Below are 14946 nucleotides of genomic sequence, written 5' to 3'. Positions count from 1 at the left end.
TTAGCGTTCGGTGATGACCGGGCGCACGCCAACAGTCGCAGTGCTCGATGACGAGGCCCCGGTCAGGCGGGCGTTGCAACGACTGTTGCGCGCCGCCGGTTTCGAAGTACGCCTGTTCGCCACCGGACCGGACCTGATGTCCCACCTCGAAGGTATCGACTGCCTCATCCTCGACCTGCACCTGCCGGGCATGTCCGGTTTCGAGGTGCAGGACGCCCTCGCCGATCGCCATTCGACGATCCCCGTCGTCGTGCTCACGGGCAACGACACCCCCGCCAATCGCGCGCGCAGCCTCGCTCACGGGGCGCGCGCGTTCCTGTCCAAACCCGTCGACGACAAGGTGCTGCTGGAGGCCCTCCGGCCGCTGACCTTGTTGCCATCGCACGCGAGACCATCATGAACGAAACCGCCCAAGCCAATCCCGCCCAACTGAGTACCGTCTTCGCCGCGGCCATCGCGCGCGAGGATCATTGGCGCCAGTTGTCCGCCTATGCCCGTGCGTGGTCGGAAGCGAAAACCGGCGGCGGCTCGGCCGAGGACATGCGTGGCAAATGCCGCGCGTTGTTGGCGCAGATCTCGCGCCTGGAACACTGCTGGGCCTATCCGGGCGCGCGCTTGCTCGACGCGCTGCGCGACGAGTTGGAAACCGGCGATGCCGCGACGTTCGCGCGTCTTTCGCGGAAATTGTCGGCGGCACTGCAGTCGGGCGACTACCGCCGCGACGAAGGCGCATGGGACACCAGTGAAGGCGCCGACATGCACTTGCTCGACACGCTGCCGCCGGACCTGGACTCCGGCGCGCAGGGCAAGCCGTATTTCGAAGTGCTCGTCGTCACGCCGTCGGATCCCGCGCAGTGGTTGCGCGCGGCCGACGAGGTGCGCCGCATGCGTCGCGCCGAGGATCCCTTCGAGTACGCAACCCTCCACGTGGCCAGCTTCGAAGACGGCGCGCTCGCCGTGATGTTGAATTCCAACATCCAGGCCGTCGTGCTGGTCGACGGCTTCCAGTACGCCTCCAAGCACGACCTGCCCGACCTCAAGCAGGTCCTCGCGCGCAGCATGGACATCGACACCACGAGCGTCGAGCCCGGCGCGATCTCCACGCGGCTGGCGCAAGCCATCGAGGATTTCCGGCCCGAGATCGACCTGTACCTGCTCTCCGACCGCGCGCCCGAACTGCTGGCCGCCAGCGACGAAGCCGCGCCCATCCGCCGCATCTTCCACAACATCGAAGAGCCGATGGAACTGCACCTGTCGATCCTCGACGGGATCCGGGACCGGTACGAGACGCCCTACTTCGACAACCTCAAGAAGTACGCGATGCGCCCGATCGGCACCTTCCACGCGCTGCCCATCGCGCGCGGCAAGTCGGTGTTCGGATCGAACTGGATCCGCGACATGGGCGTGTTCTACGGCACCAACATCCTGTTCGCGGAATCCTCGGCGACCACCGGCGGCCTGGATTCGCTGCTCGAACCGACCGGCAACATCAAGAAGATGCAGGACGCCACTGCGCGTGCGTTCGGCGCGAAGCGCGCCTACCTCGGCACCAACGGCACCTCCACGTCGAACAAGATCGTCGTGCAGGCGATCTGCAAGCCGGGCGACATCGTGATCGTCGACCGCAATTGCCACAAGTCGCACCACTACGGCTTCGTGCTGACCGGTGCGCAGCCGTACTACGTCGAAGCCTTCCCGCTCACGCAGTACTCGATGTACGGCGCCGTGCCGCTGCGCACGATCAAGCAGGCCCTGCTCGACTGCAAGGCCGAGGGCAAGCTCGATCGCGTCAAGGTCATCGACCTGACCAACTGCACCTTCGACGGGCACATGTACAACCCGCGGCGCGTGATGGAAGAGTGCCTTGCGATCAAACCCGACCTGGTGTTCTTGTGGGACGAAGCGTGGTTCGGATTCGCGCGCTTCAATCCGCTGCACCGCAAGCGCACGGCGATGGGCGCGGCCGCGGCACTCACCAAACGCTATCGCAGCGATGCCTATCGCGCCGAATACAAGGCGTGGAAGGACAAGACCGCCGACCAGGGCGACGCCGCGCTGCTCGACGGACGCCCGATGCCCGATCCCGACAAGGTGCGCATCCGCGCCTACCAGACCAATTCGACGCACAAGTCGATGTCGGCCTTCCGCCAGGGCTCGATGATGCTGGTGTGGGACGAAGACTTCCACCAGGTCGAAGGGCCATTCGAGGAAGCGTTCTTCGCACACACCTCGACCTCACCCAACCTGCAGCTCATCGCCTCGCTCGACCTCGCGCGCAGGCAAATGGAACTCGAGGGTTACGCGCTCACGATGCGCATGACCGAGCTCGCGCTGCGCCTGCGGGGGACGATCAATGCCCATCCGCTGATCTCGAAGTATTTCCACGTCGCCACGCCCGCCGACATGATCCCCGCCGAGCACCGTGAATCGGGCCTCGTCGATTACGGCCCGCCACACGGCACGTGGGCGGACATGGCGAACGCCTGGGACGTCGACGAGTTCGCGCTGGATCCCACCCGCATCACCCTGATCTGCGGTTCGGCCGGATTCGACGGCACGCAGTTCAAGGGGCTGCTCGCCGAGAAGTTCGACATCCAGATCAACAAGACCTCGCGCAATTCCATCCTCGTCCAGACCAACATCAACAACACGCATTCGGATGCGGCGCTGCTGATCAAGGCGCTGGCGGACATGTCGCGCGACATCGAGAAGCGCCTCGCGCACGAAGGCAAGGCCGGGCGCGAGGTGTTCGATGCGCGCGTGAAGTCGTTGATGACCGACGTACCGGACCTGCCGAACTTCAGCCGCTTCCACGACGGGTTCCGCGAAAACCCGAAGGCGACGAGCAACGAAGGCCACATGCGGCCGGCGTTCTTCATGGCCTATGACGAAGACAACTGCGAGTTCGTTCGCCTCAACAGCGAAGACGTCGAACGCCGGTTGAAGGAAGGACCGGAGATGGTCTCGGCCAATTTCGTGATCCCGTATCCGCCGGGCTTCCCGATCATGGTGCCGGGCCAGGTGATCACCGCCGACACGATCGCCTTCATGCGCAAGCTCGACGTCAAGGAGATCCACGGCTACCACGCCGCCGCGGGCATCAAGCTGATCAAACCGGCGGTCCTGACGGGCCGCGCGACCTCCATGTAAGCCATTCGCGATTCCCAGGAGAACCGCCATGCAAGGCTTCTTCCAGTTCCTCGCAGACAACCCGTACATCCTGTTGTTCTTCACCGTCGGCATGGCGGTGTGGGTCGGAAAGTTTTCGGTGAAGGGGTACGGGCTAGGCATGGTGGCCGCGGCCGTGGTGGTCGGTGCAGCGCTCGCGACATGGGCATCGACGTATGGCGTGAAGCTGCAACTCGACAGCTTCGCCAAGTCCCTCTTCTACTACCTCTTCATGTATGGGGTGGGGCTGCGCGTCGGCCCGGCATTCTTCAACAGCCTGAAGAAGGACGGCATCACCTTCACGATCCTCGCCGTCATCTGCGCCTGCCTTGGTCTCGCGCTCGTGGTCATCTGCGCGAAGATGTTCGAGCTGCCGCCGGGCGCGGCGGGCGGCGTGCTCGCCGGTTCGCAGACGATGTCCGCGGCGATCGGCACCGCGGAAATGGCCGTCGAGCAGGGCGCGTACAAGCTACCTGCGGGTACGACGGCCGAACAGGTGTCCGGCATGATCGCGCTCGGTTACGGCGTGACCTACATCTGGGGCACGATCGGCATCATCCTGGTGTGCAAGTACCTGCCGCGCTGGTGGGGCATCGATGCGCGCAAGGCGGCGAAGGAATACGAAGCGGCGCATGGCGTGCAGAACGTCGACGACGTCGGCGTGACCGGTTATCGCGCCGGTGGCGTCCGTGCCTATCGCCTCGAGAACGCGTCGACGGCCGGTCAATCCATCGCACAGTTGCGCAAGACCTATCCCCAATACCGCATCGCGAACGTGGTCCGCGACGGCACGTCGCTCGGCGCGGATGCCGACCTGGTGCTGCAACGCGGCGACATCGTCGCACTCGGTGGGCGGCTGGAAGATCTCACTGCGAACCTCGGCCTGCTGGGCGCGGAAATCGCGGATGCCGGTGCGCTGAACATCCCGCTCGACCAAGCCGAAGTGCTGGTGACCAACAAGGAACTCGTCGGCCGTACGCTCAAGTCCTTCGGGCAGGAAGAATACGCCGGGCAGGTCGGCATCAGCCGTGTGGAGCGCAGCGGCGAGCCGCTGCCGCTCGGCAGCGACACCACGCTCAAGCGCTTCGACGTGCTGTATCTGACGGGCCTGAAAGGTGCGGTGGACAAGGTCGCCGCGCTGATGGGCAAGGTCGCGCGCCCGAGCACGTCGACCGACCTGCTCACGCTGTCGGCCGGCATGGTGATCGGACTGTTGATCGGCAAGATCACGGTGCCGGTGGGCGACTTCTCGGTGGGCCTGGGCAATGCCGGCGGATTGCTGTTGTCCGGCATCTTCGTCTCGTCGGTCGTTTCGCGACTGCGTTACTTCGGCAGCACGCCGAACGCCGCGCGCAACATCCTCGAGGATCTCGGGCTGGTGACCTTCATCGCCATCGTCGGCATCAACGCGGGCGCAACGCTGCTCGAGCAGTTGACCGGCGGCATCGCGGTGAAGATCTTCCTCGCCGGTTTCATCGCCAGCACGATTCCGCCCTTCATCACCTGGGCGATCGGCTTGCACTTCTTCAAGATCAATCCGGCGGTGTTGATGGGCGGCGTGGCGGGCTCGCGCTCGCACTCGGGCCCTGCGCGCGAAGCGGCGAAGGAGATCGGCAGCAGCGTTCCATGGGTGGGTTTCCCGGTTGGATATGCGGTGTCGGGCGTGCTCTACACCGTGTTCGGCTACTTCGCCATGGTGCTCTCGCAATGAGCGCCGCGCGGACATCGATGTTCGTTGCGATCGCCCTGCTCATCGCAGGGCCGGTCGCCGCGCAATCGACGACGCCGACGACCGACGAAGGCACCGAAGGCGATTCGAGCGAAGACACCGCCACGCACCTGGACAAGAGTTTCGGTGTGCAGACTTACGATGAATGGGTCGCCGAAACACGCCGCAAGGCGTGGGCGGACACCGACTGGAACGTACAGATCCGTTCTTACTATCTCGATCGCGAGAAGTACGACGACAGCGAAAGTGAAGCATGGGCGCTGGGCGGTTCGGCCGGCTTCAAGACCGGCTACTTCCGCGATCGCTACTCCTTCGGCGCGACGGTTTACGGCTCCGGCAAGCTGTACGGGCCCGACGACAAAGACGGCACGCTGCTGCTCAAGCCCGGCCAGGAAGGTTACGCGGTGCTTGGCGAGGCCTACGGCGAAGTGTTGCTCACCCAGGACGTGCGCATGACGATCGGCGCGCGCACCTTCGATACGCCCTACCTCAACAAGAACGACAGCCGCATGACGCCGAACACGTTCCTCGCGGGGGTGGTGCAGGGATTGCACGGCGATCCGAAGACCAGCCGCGGGGAATGGCGCTGGGGCGCGGGCTACTTCGACAAGATCAAGGAGCGCAACTCCGACGAATTCGTGTCGATGTCCGACGACGCCGGCGCGTCGATCAAGCGCGGCGTGTATGCGGCGGGCGCCAACTACACGCGCGGCGATCTGTCGGTGGGCGCCGTGAACTACTGGAGCAGCAACGTCATCAACATTTTTTATACCGAGGCGAAATACGCGGTGCCGATCGGCGGCAACGCGAAGCTCCGCTTCGCCGGCCAGTATTCCGACCAGCAGAGCGTGGGCGAAGACAAGCTCACCGGCAGCGACTTCCACGCCAAGCAGTTCGGCCTGAAGGCCGAGCTTGCGGCGGGTGGCGCATTGCTCACCAGCGCTTACACCAAGGCCAGCGGCGATCGCGACATGACCGCGCCGTGGAGCGGTTATCCGGGTTACACCAGCGTGCAGGTCGAGGATTTCAACCGCGCCGGCGAAGACGCGTGGCTGATCCGCGCGCAATACACGTGGCCGAAGGAAACGGGCGTGAGCGCGTACGTGCTGTACGTCGCCGGTTCCGACCCCGATTCGGCGAGCGCATACGGTCGCGGCGAAGGCGACTTCAACCTGCAATGGTCGCCGCCGGAAGGGACGCTCAAGGGACTGATGGTGCGGCTGCGCTACGCGCAGATCGCGCAGGACGATCCGGGCGACACCGATCTGACCGACCTGCGCCTGATGGTCTATTACGACTTGCCGCTCTGAGGAGAGCCCCATGGCAACACAACGAAGACTCCTGGCACTGGCCTGCATGCTGACCGCGGCGGTGACGCTCGACGCGGCGGCGCAATCGACCGTGCCCACCGAGCGCGCATCGTCTTCGCAGAGCGCATCCACGCAAGGCGCATCGACGCAGAGTGCGGTCTTTTCGAAGGAAGAGATTGCGCAACTCGTCGCGCCTGTCGCGCTGTATCCCGACTCCCTGCTCGCGCAGGTGCTGATGGCCTCGACCTATCCCGGCGACGTGGCCGACGCCGCGAAGTGGGTGAAGGACCATCCGGATACGAAAGGCGATGCCGCGGTGAAAGCCGTTGCGAAAGAAGACTGGGACGCCAGCGTGCAATCCCTCGTCGCCTTCCCGCAGGCGGTCGGCATGATGGGCTCGGACATCGCCTGGGTGCAGAAGCTCGGCGATGCGTTCCTGGCGCAACCCAACGACGTGATGGCGATGGCGCAAGAGCTGCGCCACAAGGCGCAGTCGGCGGGCAACCTCAAGTCGAACGAATACCAGAACGTCAAGAACGATGCGACACAGGTGCCCGGCACCGGTCAGCAGACCATCGTCATCGAGTCGACGAGTCCGGAAACCGTGTACGTGCCGGCGTACAACCCCTCGGTCGTCTACGGCTCGTGGATGTACCCGAGCTATCCACCCTACTACTACCCGCCACCGGCTTATTACTATCCGGGCGCGGCGCTCGCCGCCGGCGTCGCATGGGGCATCGGCATCGGCATCACCGTCGGCTTCTGGGGCGACTGCAACTGGGGCGGCGGCGACGTCAACATCAACTCCAGCCGCTACAACGAGTTCAATCGCAACATCGACCGCGGCGATCGCCAGATGGGCGACCGCGGCAACCAGCGCTTCCAGCACGATGGTTCGCGGCGCGACGGCGTTCCGTATCGCGACCAGGCCAGCCGCGAGAAATACGGTAATCGGCAGGCCGGCGGCGATTCGCGCGCCGGTTTCCGTGGCGAGGATTCCGGGCGCTCGCAATCGCGCGAGCAGGCGCGCCAGCAGATGGAACGCCAGGGCATGTCACCGGCGCGCGACAACCAGCAAGCGCGCGACAGGGCGCAGAACGCCTCGCGCGATCCGCGTTCGTCGCAGGCGGGCGGCGGCCGCGCCGATCGCGGGCCGGGGGGTTCGGGGTCGCAATATCGGCAGAGTGGACAGAACAACGCAGGCTCGCGCGATCTCGCGCGCAGCAGCGGCGGTCGCGGCGATTACGGCAACTCGCGGAACAACGCGTTCTCGGGCGCCGGGAATTCCGGTGCGTCGCGACAAGCGTCCAACCGCGCGCGCTCGAGTCAATCCATGTCGCGCGGCGGCGGCGCCGGGCGTTCGATGAGCCGTCCCTCGCGGGGCGGCGGTGGCGGAGGGCGTCGTCGATGAACACGATCAGGAAGACAGCGTTGTGCGTGGCGCTCGCGATGTGTGCGCTCCCGGCGTTCGCGCAGAAGGCCTATCCGACACCCGACGCCGCGGCCGATGCGTTCGTCGATGCGCTCGGCACGACGAAGGCCGATCCGGCCAAGGTCGCCATCGTGTTCGGTGACGATTGGCGCAGCTACGTGCCGCAGGATGTCGAGCGCAAGGATGTCGATGCGTTCCTTGTGAAGTACCGCGCGACGCATGCGTTCAAGGACCGCAAGGACGGTCGCAAGGAACTCGTCGCCGGCAGCGACGGCTGGACCTTCCCCGTGCCGCTCGCGAAAGTCGACGGCGGTTGGCGCTTCGACCCGGCCGCGGGCGCGGACGAGATTCGCACGCGGCGCATCGGGCGCAACGAGCTCGATGTCGAACAAGCCATCCGCGCGTATCACGATGCGCAGATGGATTACGCCGAGGAAGATCGCGACGGCGACGGGACGCTCGAATACGCGGGCAAACTCGTGAGCACCGATGGCCTGCACGACGGGCTGTATTGGGCGCCCGACGACAGCGGCGAAATCAGCCCGCTTGGCCCGGTGTTCGGCGACGACACACCGAAGGGCGATTTCCTCGGGTATCACTACCGCATCCTGACGAAGCAAGGTCCGTCCGCGCCGGGCGGCGCGCGCGACTTCATGCTCGGCAAGGACATGGTGCGCGGCTTCGCGTTGGTCGCATGGCCGGCGAAGTACGGCGACACGGGGTTGGTCACGTTCATGATCGGCTACGACGGCCAGGTCTTCGAACGCAACCTCGGCGACCAGACCGAGCAGATCGCCAAGACGATGACGCAATACGACCCGGACAGCGAATGGAAGGAAGTGCCGGAAGTGAAAGTCGCCGGCGACTAAGCTTCGCCGGTGCCTTCCCAATGCGCCCGGGGCACGATCTTCGCCGACTCCGGATCGCCTTCGTAATGCGGCGTCATGATCTGCAGGCCGGCGGCGTTGAACACGTCCTGGATCTGCGCGTGCAGCGCACTGAGCGTGATCCAGCGGTGCCCGACGTCGGCGGTGCGCGCACGTAGCCGGTATTCGATGCCGAAGTCGCCGAGCGCGGTCTGCAACACCAGCGGCGGCGGGTCGGCGACCACGCCTTGCGTCGCGTGCGCAGCGTCGATCAACAACCGATGCACCTGCCGCCAGGGCACGTCGTAACCGATCACGACCAGCGCCTGCAGCCACAGCCCCGGGCCGTCGGGGGCGCGAGAAAGATTCTCGAGCTTCCCGCCCATCACCACGTTGTTGGGGAAGCTGACTTCCACGCCCATCGGCGTGCGGATGCGCGTGGTGAACAGCCCGATCTGCTGCACCGTGCCTTCGATCTCACCGATGCGCACCACTTCGCCGATGCTCATCGTGCGCGAATACAGCAGCGTGAATCCGCCGGCCGCCTGCCCCACGATGCTCGACGCGCCGAGCGACACCATCAGGCCGACGAACAGGCTCAGGCCCTTGAATGCATCGGTCTCCGCGCCCGGAAGATAGGGATAGGCCATCGCGATCGCGAACAGCCAGACGATGACGACGATGAGTTTTCGCGTGGGTTCGGCCAGTTGCGAATCGATGCCCACCAGGCGGAAGTGCCCATGCGCCACGCCGTCGAACGCCAGCCGGATCGCCTGCACGAACACCCGCGCGACGAGCAGGATGACGAGCGCGGTGACCAGTCCCGGGACGGCATGGAGGATTGCGTTTCCCCACTTCGAGAATCGCCCGACCATCCAGTCGGTCATCGCCCCGGCCCACGGTTGCGTCCACGCGAAATGCGAGAAGCAGAACCGCAGCCATTCCTCGATCACGAACAGCACGACGATCCACGCGAGAACACGCGCAAGCCCGCGACCGCTCGCCATGAACGCGAGCGCCATGTGGCGTGCGGATTCGTTGGAGATGCGCGACAGGCGCGCCGTCGTCCAGGCGTCGGCGCGCGTGCGCAGGCGTGCGAACACCAGGCGCAGCACCCACAGCGCCAACAGCATCAGGAGGGTCGCGACCACGCTCCAACCGATGCCACGCGCGAGCCGCGCGGGCGCGCGCGCGGTTTCGGCCGCGCGCACGCTGTCGGTGAGGCGCGCGAGGATGCCTTCGCGGGTCTTGTCGAGTGTTTCGTTGCGCAGCCGGTCGACGTCGGCGGGCGTGACGACGGTGACCAGCTGGCCGTCGAGCAGGATGATCACGCCCTGCGGCGCGTTCTGGTAGGTCGCCTGCGCTTGTCCGGGTTGTTCGACGATGCGCTCGATGTTCGCTTCCGCGGCGCGTGCACGCATCTGGGGCGTGTTGCCGAGGAAGCGGGAGCGGAAGGTCGCGATGTCGCGGTTGAAGAAGCGCGCGGTGGCGGAGCCCGCGTCGGCGGTGCGGACGACGGGCGGCGTGGCCAGGGTCGTCGCGGCCGTTGCCTGGGCCAGGCCCGGCGCGAACGCGAGGCAAGCCCACAGGAGGACCAGGATCGGGGATGCGCGCATGCCTCAACCAACGCGCATCCCCCGGCCGGGCGGTCAGCAGTCGTCGGGCAGGGACTGCACGATCGACTGCGAGGCGGCGTCCACGCGCAACGACATGCAACGTCCCTGCGCGTCCATGGCGTCGACCTCCCACAGGGCGCCGTCGTGTTCGGCGAGCTCCATCATCGTGTAGCCCTTGTCGGCGACGATCTGCGACACCGCGTTCAAGGCATCGACCGAGCGCGAGCCGGCGCCATCGAAAATGCGGCCGGTCTGCGGGTCCACTGCAACCTCGCGCCAGAACCCGCCCGCCTTGCGGACCTTCGCTTCCCACAACCCATCGTCGAGGTCGATGTCGAAGACGTTGCGGTAACCGGCGGCGTGCAGGTGCGATTCGAGTTGCATCATCGTACGGATCGGCGCGGGCGAGGGCACGGTGGGTACGGTGGGCGTGGTCGCCATCGCCGCGGAGGACACGAGAAGCGAAGCGAACAGGACGATGCGCATGGTGGCAACTCCATCGGGTGGGGGTTGCGCACGGTGCGTTCGCCAGCGACGGCGGATCAATGCGAAGCGTCTCGCCGCGCGCCCGAATCCTTCAGCGGCGGAGGATCGGTGCGGCGAGCGCGGCAAGCCGTCCGCGGTCGTTCAGCACGATGTCGCGGCGGTCGGCGCGCACCACGCCTTCTTCCTGCAAGCGATGCAGGACGCGGCTGACCGTCTCCGGGGTGAGGTGGAGATAGCTGGCGATGTCGGCCCGCGGCATGGTGAGCCGGAAGCGGTCCGGCGAGAACCCGCGCGCGGCCAGGCGCGCGGACAGGTCCACGAAGAAGGCAGCGACCCGCTGCTCGGCCGGCCATTCGCCGGCCATCAGCGTCGCGCGGCCGATGTCGCGGCTCATGAGCCGGAACAATTGCGCCTGCAGGCCAGGCAATCGCGTGGCGAGCGCGGCGATCTTCGGGAACGAGAACCGGCACAGCATGACCGTGTCGAGCGCGATGGCGTCGCAGGGGTAATGGTCGACATCGATCGCGTCCAGGCCGATCACTTCGCCCGGCAAGTGGAAACCGAGGACATGCGGGCGGCCGTCGCGGTCGACCGTCGCGGCTTTCACGGTACCGGCGCGCACGGCATAGATCGCATCGAAACGTTCGCCCGCGTGGAAGACCGTTTCGCCGGGCGCGATCGGGCCCACGTGTTCGACCAGCACGTGCAAGTCCATCAACGCGCGCTTGTCCATGCCCTGGTCCAGGCACGCGCGCGAGAAGGCGCAGGTCGTGCAGAACTGCAGCGCGTTGCCGTCCTCCGACAGCGTGCGCGCGGTGTCCTGCGGGAATTCGAGGGGACGCGAAGAGGCCACCCGGCCATGGTAACCGCGTGGCCCCGTTCGGATCGAACGTCGTGTTTACGCGGCCGGGCGCAGCTCGTCGGCGAACCCGTGATTGACGTCGCGATGGCCCGCTTCGTCGGCGCGTACCGCCAGGACCACGTCGCGCAACGTGGCGTTGTCGGCCAGCTGCCAGTAGGCCTTCGCGATCGCCGGCGCCGCGACATTCTTCACGCGGCCCGCGTCGATCTCCTGCAGGTACTGCGTGTAGCTCACCACCGCCTGTTCCTCGAAGTAGCCGACCAGGCGATGCGCGGTACGCGCGCTCACCAGGTACAGCAGGAGGAAGAAGGTGAAGAAGCCGGCCTGCGCGATGAGCACCAGCACGCGTTCGATCCAGCTCGGGCGCGCGATCTCGATGAAGGTCATCAGGTGCATGCGCTCGTTCTCCGCTTCCTGCATGAGCGCGCGGATCCAGCCCTGGTCGTGCTTCATCCACCGCAGGCAGCGCAGGTGGATGAACGCAGCGCCGACCATCCCCGGCACCGCGGCCACCGTCTCCAGCACGATCGCGCGATTCCCGTAACGCTTGGCGAAAAAGGTGTCGGCGAGGAACCGCAGCGTGCGCGTGATGGCCAGAGCGGTGCGATCGGACCAGTCGCGCGCGGTGCGGTGGGTGTCGAGGGCGAAGTCGGCGGGTGTCTCGGCGATGGGTGCGATCAGGGCATTCATGGCTTCGTTTTCCAGGTCGTTTTTCCTGGAACCATGCTGCGCGCCGGCCGGCGGCGGCGCATTGACCCGGATCAAGCGGGCGTGTGATCGGCCCGCCTCAAAGTCCCTTCGCAGCCTCGGCCACGGCGCGGAAGAGCGCGCGTCCCTTGTTCATCGTCTCCTCCCATTCCTTTTGCGGATCGGAGTCGTGGACGATGCCGGCGCCGGCCTGCACGTGCAGGCGGCCGTCCTGGATGACCGCGGTGCGGATCGCGATGGCGGTATCGGCGTCGCCATGCCAGCCGATGTAGCCCACCGCGCCGGAATAGACGTTGCGGCGGATCGGTTCGAGGTCGCGGATCACTTCGAGCGCGCGCACTTTCGGCGCGCCGCTCACGGTGCCCGCGGGGAACGTCGCGCGCAGCACGTCGGCGTAACTCAAGCCGTCCTGCAACTGCCCCGTCACTTCGCTGACGATGTGCATGACGTGGCTGTAGCGTTCGATCACGAACTGTTCGCCGACCTCGACGGTGCCGGGTTTGGCGACGCGACCCACGTCGTTGCGGCCGAGGTCGATCAGCATCAGGTGCTCGGCGCGTTCCTTCGGATCGGCGAGCAATTCGGCTTCCAGCGCGAGGTCTTCTTCCGGCGTCTGCCCGCGCGGACGCGTGCCGGCGATCGGGCGCACGGTGATTTCGCCGCCCTGCAGGCGCACGAGGATTTCCGGCGACGAGCCGACGACCTGCGTGCCGCCGACATCGAGGAAATACATGTACGGCGAGGGATTCAGCGCACGCAGCGCGCGATACACATCCACCGGCCGCGCCTGGAACGGCACGGACAACCGCTGCGACAGGACGACCTGGAAGATCTCGCCGGCGGCGATCATCGCCTTGCTCTTTTCCACCGCGTCGATGAAGCCTTCGCGCGTGAATCCGCTGACGAAGTGGCTTTCATCCAGCGCGGCGGGCACCAGTGTTTCGGGATAACTCGCACCCGCGTGCCGCAGGCGGTGCGTGAGTTCGTCGAGTCGTCGGTTCGCCTTCGCCCACGCCTGCGGTTCGCGCGGATCGGCGTGCACGATCAGGTACAGCCGCCCCTTGAGGTTGTCGAACACCGCCAGTTCCTCGCTGAGCATCAGCAGGATGTCGGGTGTTCCGAGTTCGTCGGGCTTCTGGGTTTCGGTCTTCAGCCGCGGCTCGATGTACTGCACGCACTCGAAGCCGAACCAGCCGACCAGGCCGCCGGTGAACCCCGGAAGCCCCGGGATTTCCGGCACGCGATGGGCCGCGCGCAAGCGCTCGACTTCGGCGAAGGGATCGTCGATCTGCCGATGGTCGACGAGCTCGCCCAACTCGGTCGCGAAGAACGTGCTGCCCGCGAAGGCATACACGCGACGCGCGGGCAGGCCGATGATCGAATAACGCCCGAAGCGTTCCCCGCCTTCGACCGACTCGAACAGATAGGTATGCGGCCCGTCGGCGAGCTTCAAATAAACAGACAACGGCGTGTCGAGGTCGGACAGGACTTCGCGCACCACCGGGATGCGCGTGTAACCGTCTTGCGCGTATTGCTGGAATTGTTCGGGCGAAATTGTCACGCGGGCGTCACGCTGTCCAAGGAAAATCGAAGGCCATCGCAGGGACGACGGACGGAAGCGGGATTGCTTCCACGAAGGCCGATACCGAAAGGTGTCGGCCTTTCTTTTTGGGTCAGCGACGCGTCGCGGCCACCGCGTCCTTCATGCGCTTCACGACGTCCGCGTAGTCGGCCTGGCCGAAGATCGCCGAGCCCGCGACAAAGGTATCGGCGCCGGCCGCCGCGATGTCCGCGATGTTGTCCGGCTTCACGCCGCCGTCGATTTCCAGGCGGATCGCCTTGCCGCTCGCGTCGATGCGCTGGCGCACCGCACGCAGCTTCTGCAACGCGGAGGGAATGAAGCCCTGCCCGCCGAAGCCCGGGTTCACCGACATCAGCAGCACCATGTCGAGGTCCTCGAGCACGTAGTCGAGCACTTCCACCGGCGTCGCCGGGTTCAGCACCACGCCGGCCTGGCAACCGAGCGACTTGATCAACTGGATCGTGCGGTGCACGTGGCGGCTGGCTTCGGGATGGAAGGTGATCATCGTGGCGCCGGCCTTCGCGAAGTCCGGGATGAGGCGATCCACCGGTTCGACCATCAGGTGCACGTCGATCGGCGCGGTCACGCCGTGCTTGCGCAGCGCTTCGCACACCAGCGGGCCGATCGTCAGGTTCGGCACGTAGTGGTTGTCCATCACGTCGAAGTGGACCCAGTCGGCACCCGCGCGCAGCACGTTGTCGACTTCTTCGCCGAGGCGCGCGAAGTTGGCCGAAAGGATGGAAGGCGCGATGACAGTGGATTGCATGCTAGGGGTCCGAAGGGTCAGGAGCGCTTCTTGCGCAAGGTCTTGATGCGGTCGTAGGCGGCGTTGATCTCGCGCGAACGGGACTCGGCCTGGCGTCGCAGGTCGTCGCCCGCGCCGGCCACGCGGTCGGGATGGTACTGGGACATCAGGCGGCGGTAGGCCAGGTCGATCTCACCGTCGCTGGCTTCCTCGGTGAGCCCGAGTGCCGCGTAGGGGTCTTCCTTCTTCCCGGAAAACCAGTCCTTGTCCAGCGCATGGCCGACCAGCAGGCCGATGAGCAGGCCCAGCAAGGGGTTCGAACGCAGGAGGGCCGCCCCGGCGAAGGCTCCCAGCATTTTTCCGTACCAGCGCGTCATGGGCGCAGTCTACAGGCGCTGCGCGGGGGGCCGGCGTACACTACGCCGCCCTGCCAAGAGTGGCA

The 14946-nt window shown here is 66.2% G+C and carries 13 protein-coding genes; 6 read left to right on the top strand and 7 right to left on the bottom strand.

The genetic code is table 11. The features are described from left to right. The first annotated feature begins 13 nt into the window (after window positions 1-13). The 6 genes from ACXJJ8_RS07315 to ACXJJ8_RS07290 are packed head-to-tail and all read left to right on the top strand — an operon-like array spanning window position 14 to window position 8508. On the top strand, window positions 14-400 hold the full coding sequence (locus ACXJJ8_RS07315) for a response regulator transcription factor (protein ID WP_499028277.1): 387 nt from the start codon (window positions 14-16) through the stop codon (window positions 398-400). Continuing rightward, a complete protein-coding gene (locus tag ACXJJ8_RS07310; RefSeq protein WP_499028275.1) occupies window positions 397-3150 on the top strand; it encodes an Orn/Lys/Arg family decarboxylase in 2754 nt (917 codons plus the stop codon). The genes ACXJJ8_RS07315 and ACXJJ8_RS07310 overlap by 4 nt, the downstream gene beginning before the upstream one ends. Window positions 3151-3178: 28 nt before the next feature. Continuing rightward, window positions 3179-4879, top strand: coding sequence for an aspartate:alanine exchanger family transporter (locus ACXJJ8_RS07305; protein WP_499028273.1), 1701 nt, complete (start codon window positions 3179-3181; stop codon window positions 4877-4879). Then, window positions 4876-6207: an OprD family outer membrane porin gene (locus tag ACXJJ8_RS07300; RefSeq protein WP_499028270.1), complete on the top strand. Its 1332-nt coding sequence runs from the start codon at window positions 4876-4878 to the stop codon at window positions 6205-6207. Before ACXJJ8_RS07305 ends, ACXJJ8_RS07300 begins: the two co-directional genes overlap by 4 nt. Before the next feature lie 10 nt (window positions 6208-6217). After that, a complete protein-coding gene (locus ACXJJ8_RS07295; protein ID WP_499028268.1) occupies window positions 6218-7618 on the top strand; it encodes a DUF3300 domain-containing protein in 1401 nt (466 codons plus the stop codon). Continuing rightward, on the top strand, window positions 7615-8508 hold the full coding sequence (locus ACXJJ8_RS07290) for a DUF2950 domain-containing protein (RefSeq protein ID WP_499028266.1): 894 nt from the start codon (window positions 7615-7617) through the stop codon (window positions 8506-8508). The genes ACXJJ8_RS07295 and ACXJJ8_RS07290 overlap by 4 nt, the downstream gene beginning before the upstream one ends. Here the strand turns inward: ACXJJ8_RS07290 and ACXJJ8_RS07285 are convergent. The 7 genes from ACXJJ8_RS07285 to ACXJJ8_RS07255 all read right to left on the bottom strand — a co-directional run bounded on the left by ACXJJ8_RS07285 (window position 8505) and on the right by ACXJJ8_RS07255 (window position 14881). Next, entirely contained in the window at window positions 8505-10121 is a 1617-nt protein-coding gene (locus tag ACXJJ8_RS07285) for a mechanosensitive ion channel family protein (protein WP_499028263.1), read from the bottom strand. The genes ACXJJ8_RS07290 and ACXJJ8_RS07285 overlap by 4 nt on opposite strands. A gap of 33 nt (window positions 10122-10154) precedes the next feature. After that, the gene (locus ACXJJ8_RS07280) at window positions 10155-10607 is read right to left on the bottom strand and encodes a PepSY domain-containing protein (RefSeq protein ID WP_499028261.1); all 453 of its coding nucleotides are present in this window, start codon (window positions 10605-10607) and stop codon (window positions 10155-10157) included. Between the two features lie 91 nt (window positions 10608-10698). After that, window positions 10699-11460, bottom strand: coding sequence for a helix-turn-helix domain-containing protein (locus ACXJJ8_RS07275; protein WP_499028259.1), 762 nt, complete (start codon window positions 11458-11460; stop codon window positions 10699-10701). A gap of 45 nt (window positions 11461-11505) precedes the next feature. Next, entirely contained in the window at window positions 11506-12159 is a 654-nt protein-coding gene (locus tag ACXJJ8_RS07270) for an alternative oxidase (protein ID WP_499028257.1), read from the bottom strand. Between the two features lie 97 nt (window positions 12160-12256). After that, complete coding sequence (gene trpE / locus ACXJJ8_RS07265; protein WP_499028626.1) at window positions 12257-13732, bottom strand: anthranilate synthase component I; 1476 nt, start codon at window positions 13730-13732, stop codon at window positions 12257-12259. Between the two features lie 118 nt (window positions 13733-13850). Further along, entirely contained in the window at window positions 13851-14525 is a 675-nt protein-coding gene (gene rpe, locus ACXJJ8_RS07260) for a ribulose-phosphate 3-epimerase (protein WP_499028254.1), read from the bottom strand. 17 nt (window positions 14526-14542) lie between these two features. After that, entirely contained in the window at window positions 14543-14881 is a 339-nt protein-coding gene (locus tag ACXJJ8_RS07255; protein ID WP_499028252.1) for a J domain-containing protein, read from the bottom strand. Between the last annotated feature and the right edge of the window lie 65 nt (window positions 14882-14946).

It is taken from the genome of Lysobacter sp. P5_C4, from assembly GCF_054049695.1.
Note: the sequence above shows the minus strand (reverse complement) of the source record. Positions and strands in the feature narration are given on the sequence as shown.

Bases quoted from the DNA above. Each gene is read 5' to 3' on its own strand.
- rpe (WP_499028254.1), bottom strand. From the start codon at position 14,525: ATGCAATCCACTGTCATCGCGCCTTCCATCCTTTCGGCCAACTTCGCG.
- ACXJJ8_RS07255 (WP_499028252.1), bottom strand. From the start codon at position 14,881: ATGACGCGCTGGTACGGAAAAATGCTGGGAGCCTTCGCCGGGGCGGCC.
- ACXJJ8_RS07290 (WP_499028266.1), top strand. From the start codon at position 7,615: ATGAACACGATCAGGAAGACAGCGTTGTGCGTGGCGCTCGCGATGTGT.
- ACXJJ8_RS07300 (WP_499028270.1), top strand. From the start codon at position 4,876: ATGAGCGCCGCGCGGACATCGATGTTCGTTGCGATCGCCCTGCTCATC.
- ACXJJ8_RS07280 (WP_499028261.1), bottom strand. From the start codon at position 10,607: ATGCGCATCGTCCTGTTCGCTTCGCTTCTCGTGTCCTCCGCGGCGATG.
- ACXJJ8_RS07310 (WP_499028275.1), top strand. From the start codon at position 397: ATGAACGAAACCGCCCAAGCCAATCCCGCCCAACTGAGTACCGTCTTC.
- ACXJJ8_RS07285 (WP_499028263.1), bottom strand. From the start codon at position 10,121: ATGCGCGCATCCCCGATCCTGGTCCTCCTGTGGGCTTGCCTCGCGTTC.
- ACXJJ8_RS07315 (WP_499028277.1), top strand. From the start codon at position 14: ATGACCGGGCGCACGCCAACAGTCGCAGTGCTCGATGACGAGGCCCCG.
- ACXJJ8_RS07270 (WP_499028257.1), bottom strand. From the start codon at position 12,159: ATGAATGCCCTGATCGCACCCATCGCCGAGACACCCGCCGACTTCGCC.
- ACXJJ8_RS07305 (WP_499028273.1), top strand. From the start codon at position 3,179: ATGCAAGGCTTCTTCCAGTTCCTCGCAGACAACCCGTACATCCTGTTG.
- ACXJJ8_RS07295 (WP_499028268.1), top strand. From the start codon at position 6,218: ATGGCAACACAACGAAGACTCCTGGCACTGGCCTGCATGCTGACCGCG.